The sequence below is a fragment of the Lederbergia sp. B243.17 genome (assembly GCF_057657925.1).
Genome location: NZ_JBWBKF010000093.1, coordinates 1 through 24,014, shown reverse-complemented (window position 1 = coordinate 24,014; position 24,014 = coordinate 1). Strand labels below are relative to the sequence as shown.

The window sequence follows — 24,014 nt, the reverse complement described above, 5'->3', positions numbered from 1 at the left end:
AATCCGACAAGTGGATACATGCCGGATTTATACGGGTTTAAAACAATAGCTGGGCGATCGCCTTGATAATCGGCCCGAGGACAAACATATCAGAGTCTGCTGCCCACATCGCCGTATCAGGGATAGTAGAATCCAACAGGAATTTAACGGTAATATATTGCCCCCAAGATACGATTGTCGCTGTGACGAATCCGCCAATCAGTGCTCCGCGGACACCTCCGGTTGAGTTGCCGAACACACCGGCTGCAGCCCCGTGGAAGAATAATACGATCATCGTCGGCACAAATACATAGGAGACTGTATTGCCTAAAATCATCATCCAGATTAACGCACCAGCAAATGAGCCTAAAAAGCCGAGAATGACTGCGTTCGGTGCAAAGGTAAACAGAATTGGAGCGTCGAGAGCCGGCTTGGCACCGGGAACGAGCCTTGTCGCAATCCCATTGAATGCCGGTACAATTTCACCGATAAACATTTTAACCCCGAGCAATACAATCGCAATCCCGCCGGCAAATGTCAGTGATTGAATGATAGAGTAGATGATAAAGTTCTGATCTCCCGCTTGCGAAATCAGCGCTTCCGCTCCCGGTGTATTTTTCGTCATCAAAATCGCAGCCCCGATGAAGAATAAGATCCCCATTGTCAAAGCAGTGATGACATTTGAATCTCTTAAAAACTCAAGCCCTTTTGGCAGCTTGATTTTTTCCGAATCATTTTCCTTATTTCCAAAAACCTTGCCGAGTAAAGCCGCCAACAAGGCTACGACAGCAGACGTGTGACCTAATGCAATATTGTCATTGCCCGTAATTTTTCGCATGAAAGGCTGGACAATCGCAGGCTGAATCGTCCAATACAGACCCATGAAGACAGACAGGAAGATGACGAGCTTCACAAACGAAACATCACCGACTGCATCGATAACAATCCCTGCAAAAATCATTGTCGTCCAGAACATCATATGTCCTGTCAGATAGATGTACTTAAAACGAGTAAACCGGGCGAGCAGCACGTTGATGATAAACCCGATAAACATTGCGAGCGTGACTGCTGAACCGTACTTTGAGTTGAACGCCTCTTGACCTAAAAAGTTTCCAAATGAAGTATCCTGCAGCCCAAATACTTCTTTCCACATCGGTTCAAATATAGTGAGAGCGCCTGAGATAACAGCTGCGCCGGCATTGATAATCAAGAATCCGATCATTGCCTTGAATGTCCCGCTGATTGTTTGGCTCGCCGTTTTCTTCTGCAGCAACAGGCCGAGCAAAACGATTGAGCCAAGCAAAATAGCAGGCACACCGAATATATTGGTGGCTATCCATTGAATTGCATCCATTTGCTATCCTCCGATTGTTTTTCTTAGTTAATATGATTTTGTAGAGCCGTTTTAATTTCATTCATATCAAAATAGTTATTTACGATAATAACTTTTGAAGAATGCCCTTCCAGGGATTGAGCCAATTCATTGCTTGTAACAATGAAATCCGGACGCTCGCTTGAAGCGCTGGATACATCTGTATTTTCCACTTCAGCCTGGACTCCCAATTCCCGCAGCACTGTTTCAACGTTCATACGCAAAATCAAGCTAGTTCCTTGTCCCAAACCACATACACATAAAATTTTCATTTTTAATTCCCTCCAATAATTTGTTTAATTTGTTGATAATTTACAGCGGACTCCAGCTTTTCAACGTTAGCTGGGTCATTTAACAGCATAATGAGCCTTTGCAGGATTTGCAGATGTTCATCACTTGATGATGCACCTAGAGCAAAAACAAATTTGACCGGGTCGTTCATTTCACTTCCGAAGGCAATCGGTTCTTTCAGCCTGATCATCGATACGGACGCTTCATTCACGCCGTCTTCCGGTCTTGCATGCGGCAACGCAATGCCAGGTGCCAATACAAAGTACGGTCCATTCTTCTGGTAGGATGCTATCATCGCCTCTATATACGATTCTTCAGCAGTCTTTTCCTCTACGAGCAGATTTCCCGCCAGCCTGATGGTGTGTTCTGGTGAAGAGGCCGCCACATCAAGTGCGACGAGCTTCTCGTTTAAAAATTTCATGGTGTCGTTCCTTTCTCTCCTTCACTAAGCGGAATAGGTTTCAATTAGTTGTCTAACGGATTGTACTGAATGTGCATCAATCAACTTCATAACATTTCCCGGTTCGGAAAACATCGTCGTTAATTGCGACAAAGCTTTCAGATGCATTTCTCCATCGATGGCAGCCAGTATAATGACAATGTTGACCTTATGCCGTTCCGATTCGGAGAAATGCACGCCTTCTTCCAAGCAAAGCAAGCTCATCCCTAACTTTTTCACACCATTTTCAGGCTTTGCGTGGGGAATGGCTACTTTGGGCGCGACGACAATATAAGGCCCCATTTGAATAATCATGTCGATCATCGACTGAACGTATGTCTCTGTGATGCAGCCATTTTCAAGCAAGGGCATGGCCCCAATCTTAATGGCGTCCTCCCAGTTCTTCACGCTTTGTTTGATTTGGATAAAGTCCCCCGTCAGGAGGCTGTTTAAGGATGGTTTTATCAAAACCGGCACCTTTGCCATTGGCTTTGTTAAGTATTTCCTGACGTCTTGTTCCAGGCCCGATAAATCCGTAATCGTTGCGTGCTTCTTAATAATTTCCAATAAGCCATCAACGGAGCTTGGCCTCTCCTTCGCATCTGCTCCGAGGAGAGCACTTACATTTTTCATTAAGCTTTCCTTCTCCGTCTCTGTCAGAATCGGACTTACGACAAAGACTGGCACGTCCTTTTTTGCGACCGGGGTGGTGGATACGACAACGTCAACGTCGTACACGTTTGTTTCATACTCTCTCAGTGATACGCTCCCAACAATATCAATCGTTAAAAACAATTCATTCAGCTGATGCTCAAGTAGTTTAGACGTGCCGACACCGCTTGCACAAACAATGAGCAGCTTTTTCCGGACGGCAGGCGTCACTCCGGTTCTCCGCATCCAGCCGCCAAAATGCATCGCAATCAAGGCGATTTCACTTTCGCTAATCTTTTTCCCGACTGCCTCTTCTAAATGGTGAATCACTCTTTTCGTCAGGAGGAAGATGTCCGGATACTTTTCCTTCATCAGCTCAGCCATCGGATTCTCCACTTCAAGTTCGTATTTAATCCGGTAATAGGACGGCTTTACGTGCAGCAGCAAGTTCTTTTCCAACAAGTCCCGTTCCTTGAGAAAGACACAGGCATACGTTTCAAAATCGGTTACCATCTTAGAAACGACTTCAACCAACAAGGACGTCTCCGTATTTTCATTCTTCTCCGGGAGCTCCTGAGACGACTGAACCTTTGAACTTAATAAATGCTTAGCAATGTAAAGAATCTCGTCATGCGGAAAATCGACTTGAAAAACATAGGAAAGTTTTTCGGCGATTTTAAAAGCAGCTTTGTATTCCTTCGTCACCGTTAAGACCTGCTGCTCGACTGTATCGATCATAATCTTCTTGCCTTGCATCAAGCGTTTTCCAAAAAAGATAAGCCGGAAGGTCAAACTATTAAAAAATTCATCCGTAAAGTGGACATTCAAATCAACTTCGCTCTCCGCTACAATCATCTGAACCGCATTGAGTTCCTCCAGCTCAAAAAGATTGATTCTATTATCGATACTGGAATCAGCAAGGTTCAGCTTCGTTGAAATTCTCGAAAGCAACGTCTGCCAGCCCTCATTGGGAAGCACGTTGGAAAGATAATAGACAATCGCTTTGCGTTTATCCTCTTCCTCGCCCCTGACCCGATAACCCGACTTTCTCTCAGATATAAGGGACAGGCGGAATCTTTCGATCTCTTCTTTTAAAACTTTAAGATCTTCAATAACGGTGTTTCGGCTAACACGCACCTTCTCTGCCAGGTCCTCGAGAAACAATGGAGTATCCAATCCAAGCAGATAAAGCGCAAGCCACCCTTTTCTTTCTTTTGCGGAATAATCATAATGCCAAGATTTGAACGTTTTGATTTTTTCCGGTATGCTTTTGGCCGTCTCTGCCTCCAGGGCAAATCCCAACCCTCTAATCTGGCTGACAGGTTGAAGGTCATTATCCTCGAGCCAATCATTGATCTTCTCGATGTCATAATAAACAGTCCGCCTGGAAACCTTAAGCTTTTCCATAATTTCTTTTATCGGAACATAGGATTCCGCATGAACCAAATAAGAAAGCAAAACAGTACTTCGCCGATCTAAAGACATGTTAGGGTACCCCCTTTATACGGCTGTAAAAATGTGCAAATAAACTTAAAGTTTTGCCTTGATATATCAACTGCTTGTCTATATCATATCTCCTCAATATGTAAATGAGGAGACCAAATGATGCCCACTGCCTTTGTGCAAAATTGGACTATTGCTATTCTAAACCGTGCAATCGCTCACACATATGACCAATACAGGCTGGAAATCAGGCAGATATAGAAGAGAAAAGACGCTCCCTTTATGGCCATTTGCTAAATGACCGGCGGAGTCGTCTCTAAACATAATACTCGGGAAAATTATATCACTAAAACATTTGAGGGCATCAATAGGAGATGTATGGTTATTGTGCAAGGAGACATAGACGTGCGATTGGAAGTGAAAATCAGTTGGTAATATGGTAGAGAGATCTTTAGCAAAGGTATTTTTCGAGGTCTGTCCAGAAAGACAGTGAAAACTATTTCCTGGACAGCCTCATTTCTTTGTTATGTAAAAAACAATGTTAGTTTCTGTTGCTTTCCGTTCCGGGGCACGCTTTCCGCGGGGCAAGGCTTGAGCTTCCTCAGTCGCTTCGCGCCTTGCGGGATCTCAAGACCATACTAGGCCCGCAGGAGTCGGCCCCTGCACTTCAAGCAACGGCTAGGCAGGTTGGACGGAAACCAAGTTATCTTTCCAACCAAATTAATAGAAAAAAATCAATTCCTCAACCGGATGCAAGCCATGGTGCCATTTAAATGGAAGAATCGGTGTCACGGTACTAACTTAGCGTCTTTCATTACAATCGATTATGATACAACCAACTCGGTGGTAACGAACTCACTATTGGGTGGCATATTAGGTTTGAGGATTTAAGAAAATGACCGAGAAACCATCTCATGCAGATTTCCCGATTTCAAGACCGGTCCGTGTTTCTTTACTATTCTCTAACGGCTATTGTTTCTTTAACGAGCAATGGACCTTCGGCTAAGAAGGTCCCATTTGATTTTATTGCTGTCTAGGATACCCTAAGAAATATCAATATCATAATCCTTATGGTGATCTACTTTCTTCGTTTCGAGCAGTTGCCCGAGTTTGGCAGTAATGAAAGATACAGCTACCGCGAAAATGACGATTGCATAAAATCCTGCTCCTATCCCGATTCCCACGCCGCCAGCAAACAAGATCATCGCGGCAGAAGTAAGACCCTTTACTTTAAGCCCATCTTTCAGAATCATGCCGGCGCCGAGGAAGCCCAGGCCAGATACGATTTGGGCGGCGAGCCGCATCGGGTCCATCATTTTTCCGCTGTTGTGTGCACTGAGTGTTTCTGCACTTTCAATTGAGACTAGGGTGATCAAAGTGCAGGCAACACAGACATATGTGTAGGTTTTGACCCCTGCCGGTTTGCTTTTGAAGGATCGATCCAAGCCGATGAGGAATCCCAAAAAAGCACTAATACAAATACGAATATACATTTCTCCATAACCGCCAATATATTGTTCATAAAAGCTGATAAATGCTTGCATCTTTCTCCCTCCTCTCCATCCGGTCCACAAACGAATATGGTAAAATAACAGCAGGACATGCTTTTAAAAGTCCAAAACTTCCCCGTTTAGGAGAGAGAAACTTGAATATAGTCGATATGGTTGACTCATTCATCATTCCTTCTGTTAAAAAGGAGCAGGATTTTGAAAAGGCCATTAAAAGTGAGAGTAAAATTGTATTTATTTTAACTGGCAACCTAATTAATATGGAGCAATATATCAGTCAATTAAAAAGAGCGGGAAAGTACACATTTATCCATGTTGATTTTATTGATGGGTTGTCCAATACAAAAAGTGCCATTCAGTATATTGCAAAGACCTGGAAACCTACAGGCATCATTACAACGAAGATATCACTGATCAAGTTCGCGAAAGAGGAGCGGCTCAAAACGATTCAGCGGATTTTCCTCATCGACCATAACGCCATGCAAAAAGGGATCGAGACATCAAAAAACTGTATGCCTGATGCGGTCGAGGTCCTGCCGGGACTAATGCCGACTGTGATCGACAGCCTTACGAGCCAACTGGACATCCCCATAATCGCAGGCGGGTTGATGAGTACAAAACAGGAAATGCTCAGTGCGATTCAGGCGGGTGCCTTAGCCGTATCGACCGGCAACCCTGTTCTTTGGAGCGAGAAACTATAATGTTTGCAAAAGACCGCTTAGTTCTCCGACATTCTTCAATACATAATCAGGTTTGATTTCGGAGACCGTCACGTCATCCGCTGTGGAAATTCCCGTTAGGACAAGCACTGAACTGATGCCGCTTTGGTTTCCCATTAATATATCGGTCTCCAGGCGGTCCCCAACGATATAGCATTGATTAGAGGGAAGTCGCAATATGTTGTTTACCAAATAATCAGACAGGTATTTGGATGGCTTTCCAATTACGGCTTCTATCTCTTGCCCGGTCGTTGCTTGTTTTCACCGTTCCTTTCGTAATATCACTAGCCGACTTCTTTTGGATAATAAGTCCGATAAATGATATCAAAGCAACCAGTACGGCCGGTGTGCTTAATATATCCATTATCAGTTTTAGGATTCTTTCGCCCACGTTTAAACCCTCCTCACACCTATTGTTTTTGGATTTACAGCAAACCTTTCTGCTGCATTGTTTCCTCAAGCTTGCTTCGAAGACCGTCCATATCGATGATGCTTTCAATAACAATGACTTCTCCTAAATGGTTCATTCCATCGGCTATATCTTTTGCCGCGATGAAAAGATCTGCTGAATTTGGAGTTACAGAACTAAGATCTGAATGTTCTACCTCAACCCCACTTACCCCAAGTTCAGATAGAATCTGTTTAACATTCATCTCCAACATAAAGCTGCTGCCCAATCCCGATCCACATACTGCCATTATCTTCATAACTAAATCCTCCACTGTATTAATTGATCTCGGAATATTATTCAATTAGTTTGAAAACACCACTCGTAGAATCCATCTCTTTTAGAATCTCAATATTGTTTTTCTCGCTTAGCAGTTTTGTCAACTGCGCCAATGCTTTGAGGTGAGTTGTATTATCGATGGCTGCTATACAAAACAGTAAACGCACAGGATAGTCAGCGTTATTTAAAAAGCTGACTGGGTGATTTAGTTTCAAAAAACTCATCCCTACTTGATTGACCCCTGATTCAGGTCTCGCGTGAGGAATAGCCACCTCAGGGCCAATAATTACGTAAGGTCCTAACGTTTTAATGTTTTCTATCATTGCGTCGATATAAGAGGTTTCAATAGCGCCTGATTGAAGCAATGGTCTTGCTGCCACCTTAACAGCTTCTTCCCAATCGGAAACCTGGTCAACTAGCTGCACGGTCTCTTTCGTTAATAAATCCTGTAACACAGGTTGATTCCTCCCTTGATGATTCACCTTTTTGTGAAATGTCATTTGACTAAGTTCATTTTGCAAACCTTGTTCATCATAGATATTGCCATAATGTCCGATAGTGCGGATGATGTCCTTTATGCTAATATCTTGGTAGCTAATTCCAAATAAGTGCTGATATACTTCATTTACCAAGCTGTTTTTCTCGTTCGGTGTCATGATCGGTTTTACATAAAAACATGGTAAATCTGTATCTAGTAATACCGTTGAAAAAACCAGATCGTACTGTCCCCCCTCACCCCCTTTAAATTCTTGTAATGACATAGTGCTTTCCACCTTAATCTCCGAAAATAGAGATTCAATTTGATGTTTCACCATCAAAGAAGAACTGACCCCACTTGGACACACAACCACTGCTCTTTTCTTTTTAGGTATCTCCTGTATTGGTTTTTCCAATTGCGCCCCAAAGTGAATGGTAATGAAACCTATTTCTTCTTCAGGCATTGTGATATTCAGAATAGTGCCGATTGATGTCAGCATTTTCTTGACAATTGTATAAAGCTCTTTATGTTCAGTTTTTATTTGTTTGAGCAACGGATTACTGATTGGAATCCGATACTTCATTCGGAAATAAGCTGGTTTGAAGTGTTGGTATAAAGTACGAATCAATTGATCTTTATTTTGGAAAACAATGCATGCTTTAGTTTCAAACTCCAATACGAGCTGTTCACATATTTTGTATAAAATATCGTGCTCTCTTTTATGGATTGGAAAGTCACCAAGTGACAATCCCAACAACTGTATGGTGAAATAATAGACCTCAGGCTTACTCTGCTCATATTGCAATTGTTTAAATAATTCTTTGGCGACGCCCCACATTGGATCCGATACCAACAAATTTATTTCATCTGTATGGAATTGGATGAACTTTTTTTCTTTTTGGCGGAAATAATATAGTAGGAGAAAATAAGCAAATGGCTTTATACGTTCCTCGACGAACTTCAATTTGAATTGGGTTTCTATCTTTAAAAGAATCCGACGAATACCATTATAGGAAACAGTCCCTGTTCTGTCGGATAACAAATAATCCAGAAGCTCTTCATAATATGGGATACTCAGTAGACGGGTTAGGCAGTGCATGACTAATATTCGTTTATCAAACTCTGTTCCTTTGAGGTGATATCCTTTCTGCCTGGAGTATCGGATTTCCACTAGAAATGATTGATTTGCACTATTTGCTTTTTTAACATCCGCGATAACAGTATTCTTGCTAACTTGTAACAACTGTGTGAAATGAACAGATGATATTGGTTCTTCCCTAATGAATAAATAAAGGATAATCATTAATATTCTTTCTTCTTCAGTCAGAACAAGATTAAAATTTCGACGTACAGTTTCCCGTGTGCTCCAATATTGGGCAACCTCCTCGGGAACTTCAATTAAGGAAGTGCCTTTATAAGATATTAAGGGGAGTCCATTACTCATTAGCCAGTCGTTGATCTTTTCCAGATCATAAGTAATCTGTCTCTTTGTTAACTGAGTTTTTTCGATAACCTTATTCATGGTTGTGTTCTTTACTCTAAAAAGGTAATTCAGCAACAGCGCTGGACGCCTTTCAATCATTTTGTATGACCTCCTGTATCAATCATATAATAAAGCGCTATCATTTCGACTGGTCGTTGGGCACAAATTATGTTTGACTGTTCTGACAAAATTACGCTCATTTTATTCGCCTTCTCCTCTTCCTTAATGGACACTCCAAAATATACATACTATAGTTAAATAAAAATATCAGAGGAGACATGAATATGTATTTAATGGATTATCATCATCATACAAGCCACTCATTCGACTCTAAAGCAACCATGGGCGATGTTTGTGCACAAGCTATCAAAAACGGTATAAAAGAAATCTGTTTTACCGAACATTTCTCTGTCAACCCTGATTCGCCGACTTATGGCCATATAAACTTTCAAGAATACTTGAATGATATAAGAAACTGCCAAGAAAGATACGCTGAAGATATTCCCATCAAAATTGGTATTGAACTTTGTGAACCCCATTTGTTAGCTGATCAATACGAGCAAGCACTTCATAATTTACCTCTCGATTTTGTATTAGGGTCGGTCCACAATATTAATAACCAAAAACTACGTATAGTCCTTAGTGAGTATGAGACGGATGCCTATGCTCTCTATTTTTCCGAGTTATATAAAATGGTTTCGGAAGCCGATATAGATGTAATTGCTCATTTTGATTTAATTAAGCGTTATGCATATAAGGAATATGGAATCTATTCTTTTAAGGAATATGAAGGCATTATTGAACAAACACTAAAAAAAGCAATCGAAAGGAATATAGGTGTAGAAATTAATACGTCTGGCCTAAGAACTGAGTTGTCCGACACCATGCCATCGCTACTGATTCTCCAAAGATACAAACAACTAGGTGGAGAAATAGTAACGATAGGATCTGATTCTCATAAATCTGAAACTGTAGGTGCCAATTTTTATGACGCAGCTAAACTGGCCCAACAATGTGGTTTTAAATACATATATCGATACGAACGCAGGAGGCCTATTCCGGTTCTGTTAGAATAACCAGATACACAATTTTTCTCTTCCTGTTTGTTGGAGAAAGAAAAAGACGCCTTTCGCCAGACATTTCGCAAAGGCCGGCGGAAGGCGCATCTAAAACAAATGATATTTGAATATGATTAGTTCCTAACGAAGAGACCAAAGGGGAGATTTTCAGAACTAGTTACGTGATCCTGTTGGAGAATTATCAACCTGGGATGGCTGGATTTCTGGCATATGAAGAAACTATGAAATCAGGAAAAAATTGACCACAATATCATCCAGATAAGGACTCTGGTGTCGGCCAAACTTTCCGATCATAATGATATTTCCCCTACGTCTTTCTCCTCATCATTTTAGTCCTTCTCTCTCACCACTCCATCAAATGCCGCTTGATAGATAATGCGGATATCTTCCTTTTTCAATTCCATCGGGCTCCTTGCCAGCAGCCTTGTCTGCTTGACGGCATCCTCCGTTAAGCGTTCTAATGCGCTCTCAGGAATATCGAATCCTTTTAAAGATGAAGGGATCTTTACGTCCTCGACCAAAGCACTGAGTACCTCAATGCATTTAGCAGATGCCTCCTCTGTTGAGACCTTTGGGGCAGGATGGCCCATTGCATCCAAGATGTCGTGCAGCTTATCAGAGCAGCTTTGCCGGATATAACCCATGACATATGGGAGCAGGACAGCATTCGAATCCCCATGCGCAATATGGAATTGACCGCCGAGAGGGTAGGCAAGAGCATGAACGCCTGCCACGCCTGCGTTGAAGAATGCAAGGCCTGCCAGATAGCTGCCGTAGCTCAAATCAGAACGAGCCTTTTCGTTTTCGCCATCTTCCACCGCTGTCCTTAGAGAACCACTGATCAGATTTATCGCCTTCATCGCCAGGGCATCCGTGACAGGATTGGCGTTCTTAGAGACGTAGGCCTCAATTGCATGTGTAAGGGCATCGACCCCGGTAGCGGCTGTAACCTTTGCTGGTACGGAAACTGTCAAGGCGGGATCAACGATTGCTGCATCCGCAAGCAAGTAGTCATGGGTCACAACATCCTTATTCGACTCGAGGGACAGCACCGAAATATTCGTGACCTCTGAGCCTGTTCCTGAAGTGGTGGGAATCAGAATCTTCGGCAGGCCCTTCTTCTCAATCCTTCTCATCCCCGTCAGATTGAGATAATCAGCCACGTTCCCCTCGTGCACCGACAATACCGCCGCCAGCTTGGCCAAGTCGAGAGCACTGCCTCCGCCCAGTCCTACGACAAGATCATATTCATGCTCTCTTGTATACGCAACGAGCTTTTCAGCTACTTCAAGCGGAGGTTCAGGAACGACGTCCGTGTACAGTTCCGTATGAAACCCCGACTCTCGAAGAGGTTCCTCCAGCTTGTCAGTCAGACCGATTTTTGTTAAAAATGGATCGGTTACAATCAGAATCTTTGTTGCTTGTAATCTTTTGCATTCATCTGGCAATACGGACAGGGAGCCCCAGCCCACATAGCTTGTCGGAGTAAATGTTACCTTCTGCATACGCACCCGCCCCCTTTTATTCGTAGTAGCCTTCTGTCGATTTCCTGAATCCCTTGAATTGAACTGGATCATGGCCGAACCAGACTTGGGAATTCGTTTCATTAGCAAGCCTGCGGATCCTTTCAACGGTAGAATTGTATCCAACAGAGTCGTAGATAATGCCCGGCGGCTTTACCGGAGGCCCAAAACTCTCAGCTGTATAAATCGCATCGGAAGCAAGGATGATCCCGCCCGTATCCGGCATATTTACATGCAGGCCAAGCATTCCCCATGCATGACCGCTGCCAAAGTTGAGCACTTCGATTCCTTCAGCCAGCTTCACATGGTCTTCTCCCCGCTTGATGACGCGCCATTGCAGATTGTTCTTGATCCACATATCAATGTCTGCCCAAATATACGCTCCTTCCTTCACATTGCGAGCATAGGTCTGTAAAGTGCCGTTAAATTCATCTTCTTGGACGATAATCGTCGCATTCGTAAACAATTCCAGGCAGCCAGCATGGTCAAGGTGCAAGTGAGAAGCAACAACATATTTTATATCTTCCGGCCGGACATTCAATTGCTCAAGCCGGTGATGCAAATAGCACTCCTCCGGCATATTGATCGGGAAAGCCTTTTGCGTGAACTCTCCCCATCTTCCTTCTGGACCCATGGAGTTCGGATTGCAAGCCGTGTCAAAAAGGATTTTACCCTCAGGATGGTCAATCAAGACTGTGTATACAGGAAACTCAACAAATTCATTCGGCTGGTTTGGATTGTCGATCGTGGCCGGATTGTGCATGGCGATCATATAGTTTTTATCCATCCGCATTGTTCCATTGTCCATTACATACAATTTCGGGTGTTTCTTGATTACATTCATACCATTGTCATCTCCCTTTTTTAAATTTTTTGACTGAATATACAGAAATGAATACGTAACCATTTCTCTATAAAAAAAATACAACCGGTCAAAAGGATGTATTTTTCCCAGTTGTTTTTCTTAAAAAGAGTTTAACAGATTCTGTCTGTCGTATGCAAGCGCTTTCTGACTCGATACTATCAAATAATTTCTCAATCGCAGTCAAGCCCAGATTCTTACCGCTCACCGTTCCAACCGTGGTCAGGTTTATCGCATGATGCTTGCTCAGTTCGACATTATCGATGCCGATCACGCTAAAGTCCTCTGGAATGCAGAAACCCTTATTCAGGCAAAAGTCGATCACTTCAAGTGCAATGGCATCAGTGGCTGCACAAATGGCTGTTGGAATGCGATCCTGGCTGACAATTTCATTCATGACACGATGAATCTCTTCCTTGCTCGTATCTGTGAAATATAATGAAGCCTCGCCTTGGTCACTCTCTCCTCTCATCGCTTCCATAAATCCTTTATGCCTGCCAAAAAAGGTGCTCATCGTCTGCGGGCCTCCGATCCAGCAAACATCCTTGTGTCCAAGCGATAGGATATGCTCCGCTGCCAGCCTGCCTGCCCTTTCATTATCCAGCTCCACAAATCTCTCATTCTTCTTATGCTTCCGGTTAAAAGTAATAAATGGAATGCCAAGCAGCTCCAACTGGTCATAAAGCGGATCATCAAACAAAATCGATGACAAAATAATCGCGTCGGTTTTTGCTTCAAGAACGGCGCTATATATAGACTCCAGATTGTCGTCGGCCCCAAAATACACATTCACTTTATAGCCGCGCCTATTTGCATAATTGACGATTTCCGTCGTCGAATCCACGAAAAACGGGTTATGCAGCGGGCCTGATATGAGCGTTATCACTTTCGTCTTCTTTTGAACGAGCGATCTTGCAATCTCATTCGGTATGTAATTTAGCTCCTCAATCGCCTTTAATACCTTATCCATTGTTTTCTGTTTCACCAACTCAGGAGTATTCAGCACTCTTGATACCGTCGTCTGGGAAACACCTGCATGCCGGGCGACATCTTTGGAAGAAACCACTCTCCGCCCACCACCCTTCCATCTCGCTGTTTGCTTCAGTTTATCAAAAACAAGAGTTTCAGAAAAGTACTCCTTCCTGTCTTCTGTATCTAGCGGAAATAAGCATCGATCAGATTTGTCCTTTCCTTATTCTCTTAGAAAATTTGGAAACCTGAACCAGGTCCGATATTAACCAGGCGAAGTTTCCCCATCGCATGGTTTGTTTGGATTATTTAATTAGTTGGGTAACAAGATTGAGTGAAAGATCATCATCTCTCAGTGAAAAGCATATAAGATTATGCGAATGGATAACGAAAGTTCAATACCGTCAAAAAAGCCAGCTGATCATTTTGATCGACTGGCTTTAATCCATCTCGTCTTACTTTGAAGTAATAGTCAAAGATAATGTTTTAAAATAGAAAGTATCTCTGGATAGCTTACAACGTTTCTACATCAAGGGTTGCTCCAGGCGGCAGTACTGCTTCCACTTTGTCTCTGACATGTTGATTGAGCAGAATTTCCGCATCCAGGATGGATACAATTCCTTGATCCGTTGATGAGCGTATGAGTCTTCCTAGTCCTTGTCGCAAGCGAAGCAGCATATATGGCAGGTCCACTTCTTCATATGCTGAATCAGCAGCTTCCCGTTTAGCCATAAATACAGGATCTTCCGGCGGATAAGGCAGTGACCAAATAATTACGTTGGATAATGAAGGTCCCGGTACATCCAGACCCTCCCATAGGCTTGCCGCACATAGTACGCTTTCCTCAGTATTTTGGAACTCAGATATAAGGCTGCTGATCTCACGGTCACCTTCATACAGCATCGTATAAGGTGTGAAAGATGGATGACCTGAAGCGGCTTGTTTGAACTCGAGAAGCTCATTCATTGTTCTAAATAACAATAGAGCTCGTCCGTCGGTGCGTTTGATCAGCTTGGCTGCAAGGGCCAGTTTTTTCGCCGCAATATCCTTACTTTGAATCTCTTCGTCTTGCAAAAGTTCACTCGGTGCTATTAGCTTCATCTGCGTCTCGTAATCATACGGAGAGTCTACGGAAAAAGATAAATATTCACTGATTCCGAGACTTTCTGTAACGTAATCAAAAGATCCGTCAACCGACAAGGTTGCTGAAGAGAATACAATCGGCATCTGAAGACCGAATACCCGCTCCTCCAGCACTTCCTTAACCGTTTGCGGCATAATGGCAAGTGTTGCAGCACCATCCTCATTTTCTTCCGCCCAGCATATGAAGGTATCCGGCTCACGAAACAGATGAAGCACAGTTTGGATCATCTCCAGATGCTCTTCAACGATACGCAGCTTATATTCATCAAGCGTATGCAAGCCACTCTCAAAGACCAGTTCTTCATCAATAGCCTCAATTGTACTTTTCCAACGATTCAGCTCCTTTAGAAGCTTCTCATCAATAAGGATTCGTTTCCGATCAGAACCAGGTATCGCTTCACTTTGTTCCGCTACCATTGAAAACACAAGCTGACTCTGTTCAATGGAGTCTTCAATTCGTTCGGCCAGAGCTTCTCTGATCTCTCCATCAAGTAGACGAGTAATAATCTCCTCAAATGCGCTATGCTTCAGCTTATAACTGAGGGCATGCTGTGCTGCCGATTCGAGTAAATGTCCTTCGTCAAAGACGACTGAACTATGCTCCGGGAGCAGTGGAAGCTGACCTTCTCTTTTTCTACCTTCATAGGTCCACACATGCTCCATGTAGTAATCATGAGAACAGATAATAAGGTCTGTAGATTTTCGATAATGATCCCGAGCTAAGGTCATGCCACAGCGATGTCTTTTATCACATACAAAACAATCCTGAAATGAATCCCAGTTGATTTTATTCCACTGTCCATCATTCAGATGCGGGTATTCCTTACGATCGCCGTAAGGGTAAAAAGATTGCATTGTTCCTGGGGTATGAACAAAATCAGGAAGATTTTTATACACGTCTTCAATAACCGCCGCATCTTCATCCTGAAGACGAACTCCATCTATTTTTTTGAGACATAAATATTGATCATGTGATTTGCCGAGCCGCGCATCAATCTGTAAATCCAAATAGCGGGCAAGCTTGGCTATATCTCCTTCCTGTTTCACAAGTTGCTCTATGAGCGACTCATCTGCACAGGCAATTACTGCAGGCTTACGTGTATATCTTGCATAGTTAACGGCATAAAGCAAATACACAAGTGTTTTCCCCGTACCTACTCCGGCTTCTGCAAAAATAGTTTTCTTATTGGCATAAGCTCTTTCCAGTTGGTAAGCCATAAATATTTGTTCATCACGGATATCAAACCCATGTTCAGGTAACACATCATAAAAAACATCCGCAACCCAATCGCCCACCTGCTTGACGAACGGTTCTGACGGATTATAGGAGAAAGGATATCGCTCCACACATACGCCTCCAACACAGTCATATTGTTATTAGGAAAGCTAGAATTATCTCATGAATGAAGAGGTTTGGCAACCTGTCTTATGAGCGAGCATACGGAATACGTCAAATTAACTCCGCAAGCTGCGGAGCTGATGCATCCGTCGCCCCTCGGCTGCCATATAACCACTAAGTGTACGTTGAAAAATACGATGGACAATCGATGATCTAGGCCCGAATATTACCGGCGTCCGGCAAGGATTGGTCGTTCCTGCTTATATGGAAGATGTCAATTCGTTTGAGGATTTGAAGGACTGAGTGTGGAGCTGGGGCTGCTTAATGAGGCGGTATGCTGCTTTTAGCGTTCACGAGGGCTTGTCTGGCAAACTATATTGGACGGTGCCCTGGTATTATGAATGTACTGCTCAGGCAGGATGTACATATAGATGTCTCTTACGAAAGGAAGTGACAGGAAGTGTGCATTAATAAGGACGTGAACAGAATGATCACTTTGTTTTTGAAAGAGATTGGAACGAGTAAACTGCGATTTCTCTAAAAAAGGTTTCAGGTCTCACTACAAGGGAAGGACCTGCGGAAGGGAAGAGTCCGGCCAAAAGACCCGACGGAAGCAGAGTTATCCAAGACCTCCATAACAAGGAATGCCAACTCATAAGGTGCCAGTTTCCCGAATAGTTCAGAATTCAGTGAGAACCTGGCACCCGGTGTGAGGGATTCACATTAGGAGACTTTCAAGCTGATGCGCGGGACGTCCCTTGCATCATGAATCGTTGTCTATAGTATTCGCTAACACCTCAAACCCCAAAGAACCAAAGGCAAGCAGCTCTAAATTGTTTTGATAATTGTTTTTCACTTTATCCAAAACTTCTCTGTAGTAAACTGGTATCCTTTCTTCTAAAAACTCTACATACTCTATTAAACAATTGTGAAAAAGCTCTACATCCCCTATAGGAAATAATCGAACAGTCTTTAGCGAAACATACTTTTGCTCATCAGTCATTGCAGTAAATTCCCTTTCGCGAATATCGCTAATTTCCTGCTCGATTTCTTGTTTTGTAAGAACTTCATTTTCAGTCATAGAAATACTAAAGTCTTCATCATCCCACATGATCCCAAGCTTAATTTTATTATTTTGGTATATAGGTGTGATTATTAATTCGGCATATTCGCCGGTTTTGATTATTTCATCAACCAACTGCTTTAACTCTGTAAAACCACTATGTCTTCTATTTAAGTTGTGATTATAAATAGTAAATTCATGAACTAAATCACAAACCTTTCCGGGTTTTTTATTTATCATAAAGTGTCACTCCTTATAATCCACTGTCTGGAACCCAATCTGCTTTATTTAAATCTGCTACCTGAATGACTTTTCCTGTTCCTTTATCTCATAAGCTCCCAAATGAACTTGGACAATAAGAGTATTTATACTGCTCTATGTACCAAGGAGGTTGACATCACGCCTAGAGTAAAGCATTCAAAAGAATATAAATTACAAGTGATCAAAGAGACGACTGAGACAGGTAACAAGCTATCCTATGGCAATGATCAATTCCTCATTTAATCTTTTCATCAGCTTCTCATCTTCAACATACTGAAAATCTTCCAAGCGACTATTCCTAAAATAAACACCTGCATTGTTTTCGTATGAATAAGCTGCTTCCTGTATAAAATTTAATATAAGGGGCGACTTATTAATAAATTGCTTGTTGTAATAAACCTTGTCACATGGCAATCCAGGAACGTCTTCAATCAAGCGCCCTATCCCTTCTACCCCTCTTTCTACACCAATAGTTCCATATAAAGGGATGAGTTTTTCAAAAAACATCAGTGCTATACTTTCAATAAGCTTAAAGCGGCTGGTTATCTTTCCTGTATCATTTTCCCCATCAATTAAATAATCATAATTAAACAATAAAGAAACTTCATATGACCATTTATCTAAAAACATAACCTGCAATCTAGCGGGAATACCGCTATCAAATCTTAGTTCAAGTGCTGATAATACGAATCTACTCAACAATTTCTCTGAGAAAGGGGAAGAAAGTTCTTCAACCCCTTCCCAGACTACACTGTAATCTACTGTTTCTGGATTTGCTTTTAATAAATCCATAGTTTCGAAGGTTGCACCTATACTATCAAAAGCTTGTATCAAGCCATAGATTTTATCGGAATCATAGCGACCTTTGATACAAGAACTAATAATTAGATACTCTCCATCTTCCATATCCATTACTTTCCCTCACTTTAAATCAAACTTTTCCATATGGTTTTCACTCAACCGGACAACCGTTGCTACCCTACCAGCATTTGGGCCGCTTTTATAAACGTATACGGCAACATTATTACCGCGAGCATCTACTTTGTAAAACCCTTTGACTCCATCCTTTCCAAGCATATTATCAAAAGATTTAGATGGAGTTCTCATTCTTTTGCGGTTTGTTTATTCCAATTTCCAAATCCTAAGTCTTTGCCATGTTTAAATGCATGTTGCATTCTGCTTTGATTACTTACAGCAAAGTTAATTCCGTCTTCACTAAGGTGAATTGGGCTATTAATTTCCTTCTTCCCGTCAGAAGAGTCTTTTCCAGAGTCCTTGCCTTTATCACCATCTTCATTATTCCCGCCGCCGTTCTGTTCCTTGCCACCCTTACCGTTTATGCTGTTACTGTTGTCCTTGCTATCCTTTCCATTCTTGCCGCTCTTGCTCCCCTTGTCATCGATCGCTTTGATGCTTAGCTTATCTATGATTTTATCAAACGCTTTGATCTTTTTGACGATCTTGGCTGGCTTGGCGAAGGATTGGACGAGGCTGTCGATTCGTTTCGGCAGGTTGACCTTCTTGCCGGTCCGCGGGTCGATTCCGGTCGCAAAAGCTTCGATATGTGCGAGCATCCCAACTGTCATGTCATTGGTCAAGCCTGTGTAGAATTCCTTTGTAAGTAGCCCTTGCCCGAACGCTTTCATTGATTCCCATGATAATAACGACTTGGCTGCACTTTGGAGATCCTTCAACAGGCCTCCGCTTGAAAGGTAGTCATTCGTCTCTCTCCACCATTGTTGAATCTCTGCTCTGGCATCCCCCGAATCGATATAGTCAGTCACATCCGCAGGCAGCTGCGCCAACCCATTCTTGAGGCGCTTGATATACGCCTTCATCTCTTCCGGAGACGCGAGAAGTTCGAACAAGCTCATGTCTACATAGTCCTTTTTCTCCCCTTCTTCCGAAAGTTCCTCTTCATGCTCTTCCTTCCAGTCGTCCGGCACATCTTGCTGCCTGTCCTGCTCCTTGTCCAGGTCCCAGGCCGGCGGTGGTATATCCTATGCGAACGTCATCAGCAGAAACAGAGAAACATAAGTTTTCAATGCTATTATTCTGCAATAGCTTGAATCTAAAAACCTTGAAAGGCAATTAGCCAATCAAGGTTTTAGAATTCAATAACTATCCTCAAACAGACAATTATATATTGTAACATCTTCCTCTTTTAACTCTAATGAAATATTCGGCACTACAACATTAAGAAGATCTTCGTCTAGTGTTTGGATTCCATTATTTTTTAATATTTCTAAAACCCCTCTACTAATTCTCTCTGTTTCTTTATTAATTGGATGATATGCTTCATGTAGTTGTTCAGCACCATCATTGTAGTTATACCTAACATATCTAACCACTGAGTACGGGGCAATTAATGAAATCATAACCATCACCCCTATTATCTCTTGATTTCCCTTAAGATAATCGTTAAATTCATCACTACCTATTCTAAAGTTCGGACTTAGAGTTGATTGAATAAAATAAGAAAAACACGTTGAATAATTAAAGTCGGTAAGATTATCGATGAATATCTGTTCTACCACATCTTTAAACTCACTAACCCAATATTCCTTATCAATATACTTTGCGAGTATATATTGAAAATCACCTTTTCCATATAATCTATCAATTGTCTTAAGTAATTCCTCTTTCATCATATACCCCCATTACTTCACAGGATAGCCATGAATATTTAACACATCCTAACTTTGATTACGTATGGTTCCCTTCCGGCAGTTTTATTGGCACTCATCCTCACTAAAAAAGCCCATACTCTTTTAAGGCTTCTCTCATTACTGGACATTATTGATTTTTTTATAAACTTTTAAAATTGTTGTATTTAAATCACTGATCTCTGAGAAATGCCATTCAAATGTCGTTTAAACACTTTTCTGAGTGTCTGTCTCGGCAGGTTAAGACCTTTGATAATTGGCGGATCGACCGCCCTTCTTTAAGTTGCCGTCTTCTGATAAGCTCAATATTAGCCAACTTTAACAACCTTTTTCCGAATTTAAACCCTCCGAATCTGTCAGAAAAAACTTGGTTAGGTAACTTATCTTTAATATTAAACGTAGCAAATACCAACTCTTCTAGTTCTTTAAATTCTTCATTATTACTTAAAAAGAGACTTTCCATGTTCATTAATCTCCCTCCCCCCTATTTAATCTTAATTTCAAAGTAAACCCTTTGCTCCCAATAGGATAAAAATCAGCAGTTGGACCTCCTGTAGACTTAGCACCTTCACGAAGAACATATTTAGCACCATCTTTAGTTAAAATGGTGATTTCCCCATCTTTTAAGGTTGTTTTTTTCCAATCATCTTTCAAAAGGTTTTTTTTCAAAGTCTGCTTTTAAAACATCTGTTGCTCTATTTGCATAACGGCTACCAGGTTTCGTTGCATCCTCATATTTAGTGGCGTTATGTACTTTTTCCTTTCAAAACTCTGTACTTCTATTTTGCATTACACAGCATTTAGCCAATCAAGGTTTCATCCATTATCTAATTGTATATTTATCTATCCAATCCTTAATGTCTTGCTCTACATGTAAATAATCATCTGGACTATCTTGTAAATCGACTCCAGAAACAACTTGAAGGAGTTCCCAAACAGTCTCATCTGAGATATTGGGTTCATCTTGCATTACATATTCTGAAGCCCAATCCGCAACTTCTTCTCTTGGTAGTTTTCCTTGTAAAATCAGCTTCAATTTATTAATAATCTCTTCTATAGTTGGCTGCCCCATTTTTTCACCACTTTCCCAAATAACTTCCACCACTATCAAATAGGTAATGAACCTTTGACCCAGCAGTAAATTTAACATCAGGTCTCACTTGTCTTATCATGCCATTATGGTCTACAGTTTCATGCCATGTTCTTTTTAGACCAGTTGAAGGGTTCCATTCTCTAACTACTCTCCGACCAGCCATTTCACCAGCTTTTGAAGCTGGAGTAACATCACCATAATATCTTATTCTGCCATCTGATAGCTCTCTTATTTCAGCCTTACCGTACTTTTCAGCTTGCTGATAATGGGTTTTTAATTTTTCAAATTGGGCAGCACTATGTGCGGGATTTCCTGAACCTCCATCTCCATCCTTCTTCCCATCAGAAGAATGCTTACCAGAGCCCTTGCCTTTATCACCATCATCATTATTCCCACCGCCGTTCTGATCCTTGCCCCCCTTGCTGTCATTGCCGTTACTGCTGCCGTTGCCATTTTTGCCGTCACCGCTATCCTGGCCGTTCCTCAATTGATTTCCTATATTGTCTCCCGCTGCAGGAGCATCCAGTAAAGGTGTTTCCTTCTTTCTTTCAGAGGAGTCCTGTCCTTTACTGCTATTAGCTTGATTCCCTCCGGCTTTCTGAACCTTGTCTCCATTGCTGGCACTGCTATTTTTCCCTTTGCCGCTGCTCTTGCCATCCAGCTTCTTGATGCTCAGCTTGTCGATGATTTTATCAAACGCCTTGATCTTCCTTCTAACCTTGGCCGGCTTGACGAAGAATTGGACAAGTCTGTCGATCCGGTTCGGCAGTGATCTTCTTGCCGGTGTTCGGGTCGGTGCCGGTCTCGAATGCTTCGATGTCCGCCAGCATGCCGACGGTCATATCGTTGGCGAATCCGGTGTAGAACTCTTTCGTGAGCAGTCCGGCCCCGAATGCTTTCAGTGATTCCCAGGATACGAGTGATTTGGCTGCGCTCTGGAGATCCTTCAGGAGGCCGCCGTTTGAAATATAGTCGTTCGTCTCCTTCCACCACTGCTGGATCTCTTTTCCCGCATCCCCCGATTCAAAATAATCATACACGTCAGCAGGCAGCTGCGCCAATCCGTTCTTGAGGCGCTTGATGTACTCCTTGTACTCGCCGGAAGCCAGGAACTCCCACAGGTTCATGTCCGTATAGTCCTGTTTCTCCCTGTCCTTTGAGAATTCAAAAACCACCTTAACTGACTTTTAGCCAATTAAGGTGGTTTCATTCATATTGCTTTTAATACTTCCTTAACTATATCAGAGACACTTAAACAATAAATCGGCTCTTTTATTCACTTTCCTCCAAGAGATTAACGGTTGCGAGAAGCAAAGTATTTCAAATTCCCCGTCGGTTAAAGTTATTTCAGCTTCTAAAGCATCTTGTGAAATCCAATGTATTTTTTATTTATATCCGCTCCTTCCTGTGGCAGATAAACCCTAGGGAGAAAAATGTCTAATTACACTTCCAAATAAGTTCGCCATTCTCCAAGAAAATATTACTAGGTTTATTTAGCTTAGAAAGTTCTAATAGCTCTCCTTCTTTAATAACTTTATTTGAAAAGTTTTTTTCTATTGATAATATTTTTAACGTACACGCAAAATATTCTTCATATCCTACTTCTTCTAATTCTAATCCATTATCTGTTTCATAAATTGTATCTAATTCTGCTTTAACCTTTAAATTGTTTCCCCACTCTACTACAACTCTTGTCCCATTTGGATACCTATTTAATGCAGAAATAAAATCATCCATTGATACACCTCTCTCTAAGGTCTTGCTGGTACAATATGTGCACCGTTTTTCGAGTAGTGAATAATACCTTTGGTTGTCTCAAGAGCCCTTCCGGTAGTAGGATCAACCCATTTTCCTATAACCTGATTAAAGTTTACCCTCTCTTTATTTTGACCTATCCACTCACCTTTTCCGGCATATTTATCTAATAGTGTTTGTGCATTACCTGTGAAAATACTTTTGCCTTCTTGATAATTCGAATGACTGGGTATATGTTTTCCTTGTTTTCCTGGATGAACTTTAGCTTCAAAACCATTTATTGCTTTACCCGTACCCTTATCCCCATCCTTCTTCCCACCAGAAGAATCCTTGCCAGAGTCCTTGCCTCCCTCGCTGTCATTGCCGTTACTGCTGCCGTTGCCATTTTTGCCATCACCGCTATCCTTGCCGTTCCTCAATTGGTTTCCTATATTGTCTCCCGCTGCAGGAGCGTCCAGTAAAGGTGCCTCCTTCTTTCTTTCAGAGGAGTCCTTTCCTTTACTGCCATTAGCTTGATTCCCTCCGGCTTTCTGAACCTTGTCCCCATTGGTGGCACTGCTATTTTTCCCTTTGCCGCTGTTCTTGCCATCCAGCTTCTTGATGCTCAGCTTGTCGATGATTTTGTCAAATGCTTTAACCTTCTTGACAATCTTTGCCGGCTTGGCGAAGGATTGGACAAGGCTGTCGATCCGGTTCGGCAGGTTGATCTTCTTGCCGGTCCGCGGGTCGATTCCGGTCGCGAAGGCTTCGATGTCCGCCAGCATGCCGATTGTCATGTCATGAGCAAGGCCTTTGTACGTTTCTCCTTTGAAAAGTGACTTGATAAGCTCCTTTGGAAGAGCAATTGCCGCATCCTTGATATCCTTCAGTAGGCCCCCGTTGGAGATGTAGTCGTTCGTCTCCTTCCACCATTGCCGGATCTCTTCGCCGGCATCTCCGGATTCAAAGTATGCCTTTACATCGGCAGGCAGCTGTGCCAAGCCGTTTTTGAGGCGCTTTACATACGCCTTCATCTCTTCCGGAGACGTGATGTTACCGTCAAGTAGTTTTGAACACTTTTTGCTAACTAGGATTGAACATGTTCTTCTCTGAATATGGTGCTTCTGTGTTTGATTCGATAACTGTCCTCATTCAGGTGGATTACTTCGACCCGATGAAGGAGTCTGTCCAA

General features: G+C 42.2%; 25 protein-coding genes and 2 pseudogenes. 2 read left to right on the top strand and 25 right to left on the bottom strand.

All coding sequences use genetic code 11. The annotated features are described in order from the left end of the window. Positions 1-37: 37 nt before the first annotated feature. The 5 genes from ulaA to AC0TWI_RS19510 all read right to left on the bottom strand — a co-directional run bounded on the left by ulaA (position 38) and on the right by AC0TWI_RS19510 (position 5,719). Positions 38-1,333 carry a PTS ascorbate transporter subunit IIC gene (gene ulaA / locus AC0TWI_RS19530; protein WP_488128014.1) on the bottom strand — a complete coding sequence of 432 codons (1,296 nt, stop codon included), beginning with the start codon at positions 1,331-1,333 and terminating at the stop codon, positions 38-40. Positions 1,334-1,356: 23 nt separating this feature from the next. Continuing rightward, entirely contained in the window at positions 1,357-1,623 is a 267-nt protein-coding gene (locus AC0TWI_RS19525; protein WP_488128013.1) for a PTS sugar transporter subunit IIB, read from the bottom strand. A gap of 2 nt (positions 1,624-1,625) precedes the next feature. Then, on the bottom strand, positions 1,626-2,063 hold the full coding sequence (locus AC0TWI_RS19520) for a PTS sugar transporter subunit IIA (protein ID WP_488128012.1): 438 nt from the start codon (positions 2,061-2,063) through the stop codon (positions 1,626-1,628). Between the two features lie 24 nt (positions 2,064-2,087). Next, positions 2,088-4,217 carry a BglG family transcription antiterminator gene (locus AC0TWI_RS19515; protein WP_488128011.1) on the bottom strand — a complete coding sequence of 710 codons (2,130 nt, stop codon included), beginning with the start codon at positions 4,215-4,217 and terminating at the stop codon, positions 2,088-2,090. A gap of 1,001 nt (positions 4,218-5,218) precedes the next feature. Continuing rightward, positions 5,219-5,719 carry an MgtC/SapB family protein gene (locus AC0TWI_RS19510; protein ID WP_488128010.1) on the bottom strand — a complete coding sequence of 167 codons (501 nt, stop codon included), beginning with the start codon at positions 5,717-5,719 and terminating at the stop codon, positions 5,219-5,221. A 101-nt stretch (positions 5,720-5,820) separates the two neighbouring features. Here AC0TWI_RS19510 and AC0TWI_RS19505 point away from each other — a divergent pair, with 101 nt between their 5' ends. Continuing rightward, positions 5,821-6,384, top strand: coding sequence for a glycerol-3-phosphate responsive antiterminator (locus AC0TWI_RS19505; RefSeq protein WP_488128009.1), 564 nt, complete (start codon positions 5,821-5,823; stop codon positions 6,382-6,384). Here AC0TWI_RS19505 and AC0TWI_RS19500 read toward each other — a convergent pair. The 4 genes and pseudogenes from AC0TWI_RS19500 to AC0TWI_RS19485 form a co-directional block, all read right to left on the bottom strand. After that, positions 6,379-6,579: an HAD hydrolase-like protein gene (locus tag AC0TWI_RS19500; RefSeq protein WP_488128008.1), complete on the bottom strand. Its 201-nt coding sequence runs from the start codon at positions 6,577-6,579 to the stop codon at positions 6,379-6,381. The two genes, AC0TWI_RS19505 and AC0TWI_RS19500, sit on opposite strands and share 6 nt — an antisense overlap. Positions 6,580-6,658: 79 nt before the next feature. Then, a pseudogene (locus AC0TWI_RS19495) lies at positions 6,659-6,793 on the bottom strand (PTS transporter subunit IIC); the annotation flags it as partial. 34 nt (positions 6,794-6,827) lie between these two features. Further along, positions 6,828-7,109, bottom strand: a complete 282-nt coding sequence (locus tag AC0TWI_RS19490) for a PTS sugar transporter subunit IIB (protein WP_488128007.1) — start codon at positions 7,107-7,109, stop codon at positions 6,828-6,830. A 37-nt stretch (positions 7,110-7,146) separates the two neighbouring features. Then, entirely contained in the window at positions 7,147-9,189 is a 2,043-nt protein-coding gene (locus AC0TWI_RS19485; protein WP_488128006.1) for a BglG family transcription antiterminator, read from the bottom strand. 185 nt (positions 9,190-9,374) lie between these two features. Here AC0TWI_RS19485 and AC0TWI_RS19480 point away from each other — a divergent pair, with 185 nt between their 5' ends. Continuing rightward, on the top strand, positions 9,375-10,166 hold the full coding sequence (locus AC0TWI_RS19480; RefSeq protein WP_488128005.1) for a histidinol-phosphatase HisJ family protein: 792 nt from the start codon (positions 9,375-9,377) through the stop codon (positions 10,164-10,166). A 332-nt stretch (positions 10,167-10,498) separates the two neighbouring features. On the opposite strand, the gene AC0TWI_RS19475 is transcribed toward AC0TWI_RS19480, so the two are convergent. The 16 genes and pseudogenes from AC0TWI_RS19475 to AC0TWI_RS19400 all read right to left on the bottom strand — a co-directional run. Continuing rightward, complete coding sequence (locus tag AC0TWI_RS19475; RefSeq protein WP_488128004.1) at positions 10,499-11,680, bottom strand: iron-containing alcohol dehydrogenase; 1,182 nt, start codon at positions 11,678-11,680, stop codon at positions 10,499-10,501. A 10-nt stretch (positions 11,681-11,690) separates the two neighbouring features. After that, on the bottom strand, positions 11,691-12,536 hold the full coding sequence (gene ahlS / locus AC0TWI_RS19470; protein ID WP_488128003.1) for an AhlS family quorum-quenching N-acyl homoserine lactonase: 846 nt from the start codon (positions 12,534-12,536) through the stop codon (positions 11,691-11,693). An 88-nt stretch (positions 12,537-12,624) separates the two neighbouring features. Next, positions 12,625-13,620, bottom strand: coding sequence for a LacI family DNA-binding transcriptional regulator (locus AC0TWI_RS19465; protein ID WP_488128002.1), 996 nt, complete (start codon positions 13,618-13,620; stop codon positions 12,625-12,627). A gap of 416 nt (positions 13,621-14,036) precedes the next feature. Further along, a complete protein-coding gene (locus tag AC0TWI_RS19460) occupies positions 14,037-16,013 on the bottom strand; it encodes an ATP-dependent DNA helicase (protein WP_488128001.1) in 1,977 nt (658 codons plus the stop codon). A 755-nt stretch (positions 16,014-16,768) separates the two neighbouring features. Beyond that, positions 16,769-17,308, bottom strand: a complete 540-nt coding sequence (locus tag AC0TWI_RS19455) for a hypothetical protein (protein WP_488128000.1) — start codon at positions 17,306-17,308, stop codon at positions 16,769-16,771. 231 nt (positions 17,309-17,539) lie between these two features. Then, positions 17,540-18,241: a hypothetical protein gene (locus AC0TWI_RS19450; RefSeq protein ID WP_488127999.1), complete on the bottom strand. Its 702-nt coding sequence runs from the start codon at positions 18,239-18,241 to the stop codon at positions 17,540-17,542. Positions 18,242-18,432: 191 nt separating this feature from the next. Then, a complete protein-coding gene (locus AC0TWI_RS19445; RefSeq protein WP_488127998.1) occupies positions 18,433-19,275 on the bottom strand; it encodes a hypothetical protein in 843 nt (280 codons plus the stop codon). Between the two features lie 168 nt (positions 19,276-19,443). Next, positions 19,444-19,977 (bottom strand): hypothetical protein, encoded by a 534-nt coding sequence (locus AC0TWI_RS19440; protein WP_488127997.1) that lies wholly within the window; start codon positions 19,975-19,977, stop codon positions 19,444-19,446. Positions 19,978-20,191: 214 nt separating this feature from the next. Further along, positions 20,192-20,464, bottom strand: coding sequence for a hypothetical protein (locus AC0TWI_RS19435; RefSeq protein ID WP_488127996.1), 273 nt, complete (start codon positions 20,462-20,464; stop codon positions 20,192-20,194). Next, on the bottom strand, positions 20,464-20,649 hold the full coding sequence (locus AC0TWI_RS19430; protein ID WP_488127995.1) for a hypothetical protein: 186 nt from the start codon (positions 20,647-20,649) through the stop codon (positions 20,464-20,466). The genes AC0TWI_RS19435 and AC0TWI_RS19430 overlap by 1 nt, the downstream gene beginning before the upstream one ends. Positions 20,650-20,818: 169 nt before the next feature. Beyond that, the gene (locus tag AC0TWI_RS19425; protein ID WP_488127994.1) at positions 20,819-21,067 is read right to left on the bottom strand and encodes a DNA-binding protein; all 249 of its coding nucleotides are present in this window, start codon (positions 21,065-21,067) and stop codon (positions 20,819-20,821) included. A gap of 4 nt (positions 21,068-21,071) precedes the next feature. Beyond that, on the bottom strand, positions 21,072-21,575 hold the full coding sequence (locus AC0TWI_RS19420; RefSeq protein ID WP_488127993.1) for a hypothetical protein: 504 nt from the start codon (positions 21,573-21,575) through the stop codon (positions 21,072-21,074). Positions 21,576-21,801: 226 nt separating this feature from the next. After that, positions 21,802-22,263: a hypothetical protein gene (locus tag AC0TWI_RS19415; RefSeq protein ID WP_488127992.1), complete on the bottom strand. Its 462-nt coding sequence runs from the start codon at positions 22,261-22,263 to the stop codon at positions 21,802-21,804. A 262-nt stretch (positions 22,264-22,525) separates the two neighbouring features. Then, a complete protein-coding gene (locus tag AC0TWI_RS19410) occupies positions 22,526-22,825 on the bottom strand; it encodes a hypothetical protein (RefSeq protein WP_488127991.1) in 300 nt (99 codons plus the stop codon). Positions 22,826-22,839: 14 nt separating this feature from the next. After that, positions 22,840-23,856 carry a polymorphic toxin type 50 domain-containing protein gene (locus AC0TWI_RS19405; protein ID WP_488127990.1) on the bottom strand — a complete coding sequence of 339 codons (1,017 nt, stop codon included), beginning with the start codon at positions 23,854-23,856 and terminating at the stop codon, positions 22,840-22,842. A 53-nt stretch (positions 23,857-23,909) separates the two neighbouring features. Further along, a pseudogene (locus tag AC0TWI_RS19400) lies at positions 23,910-24,014 on the bottom strand (ATP-binding protein); the annotation flags it as partial.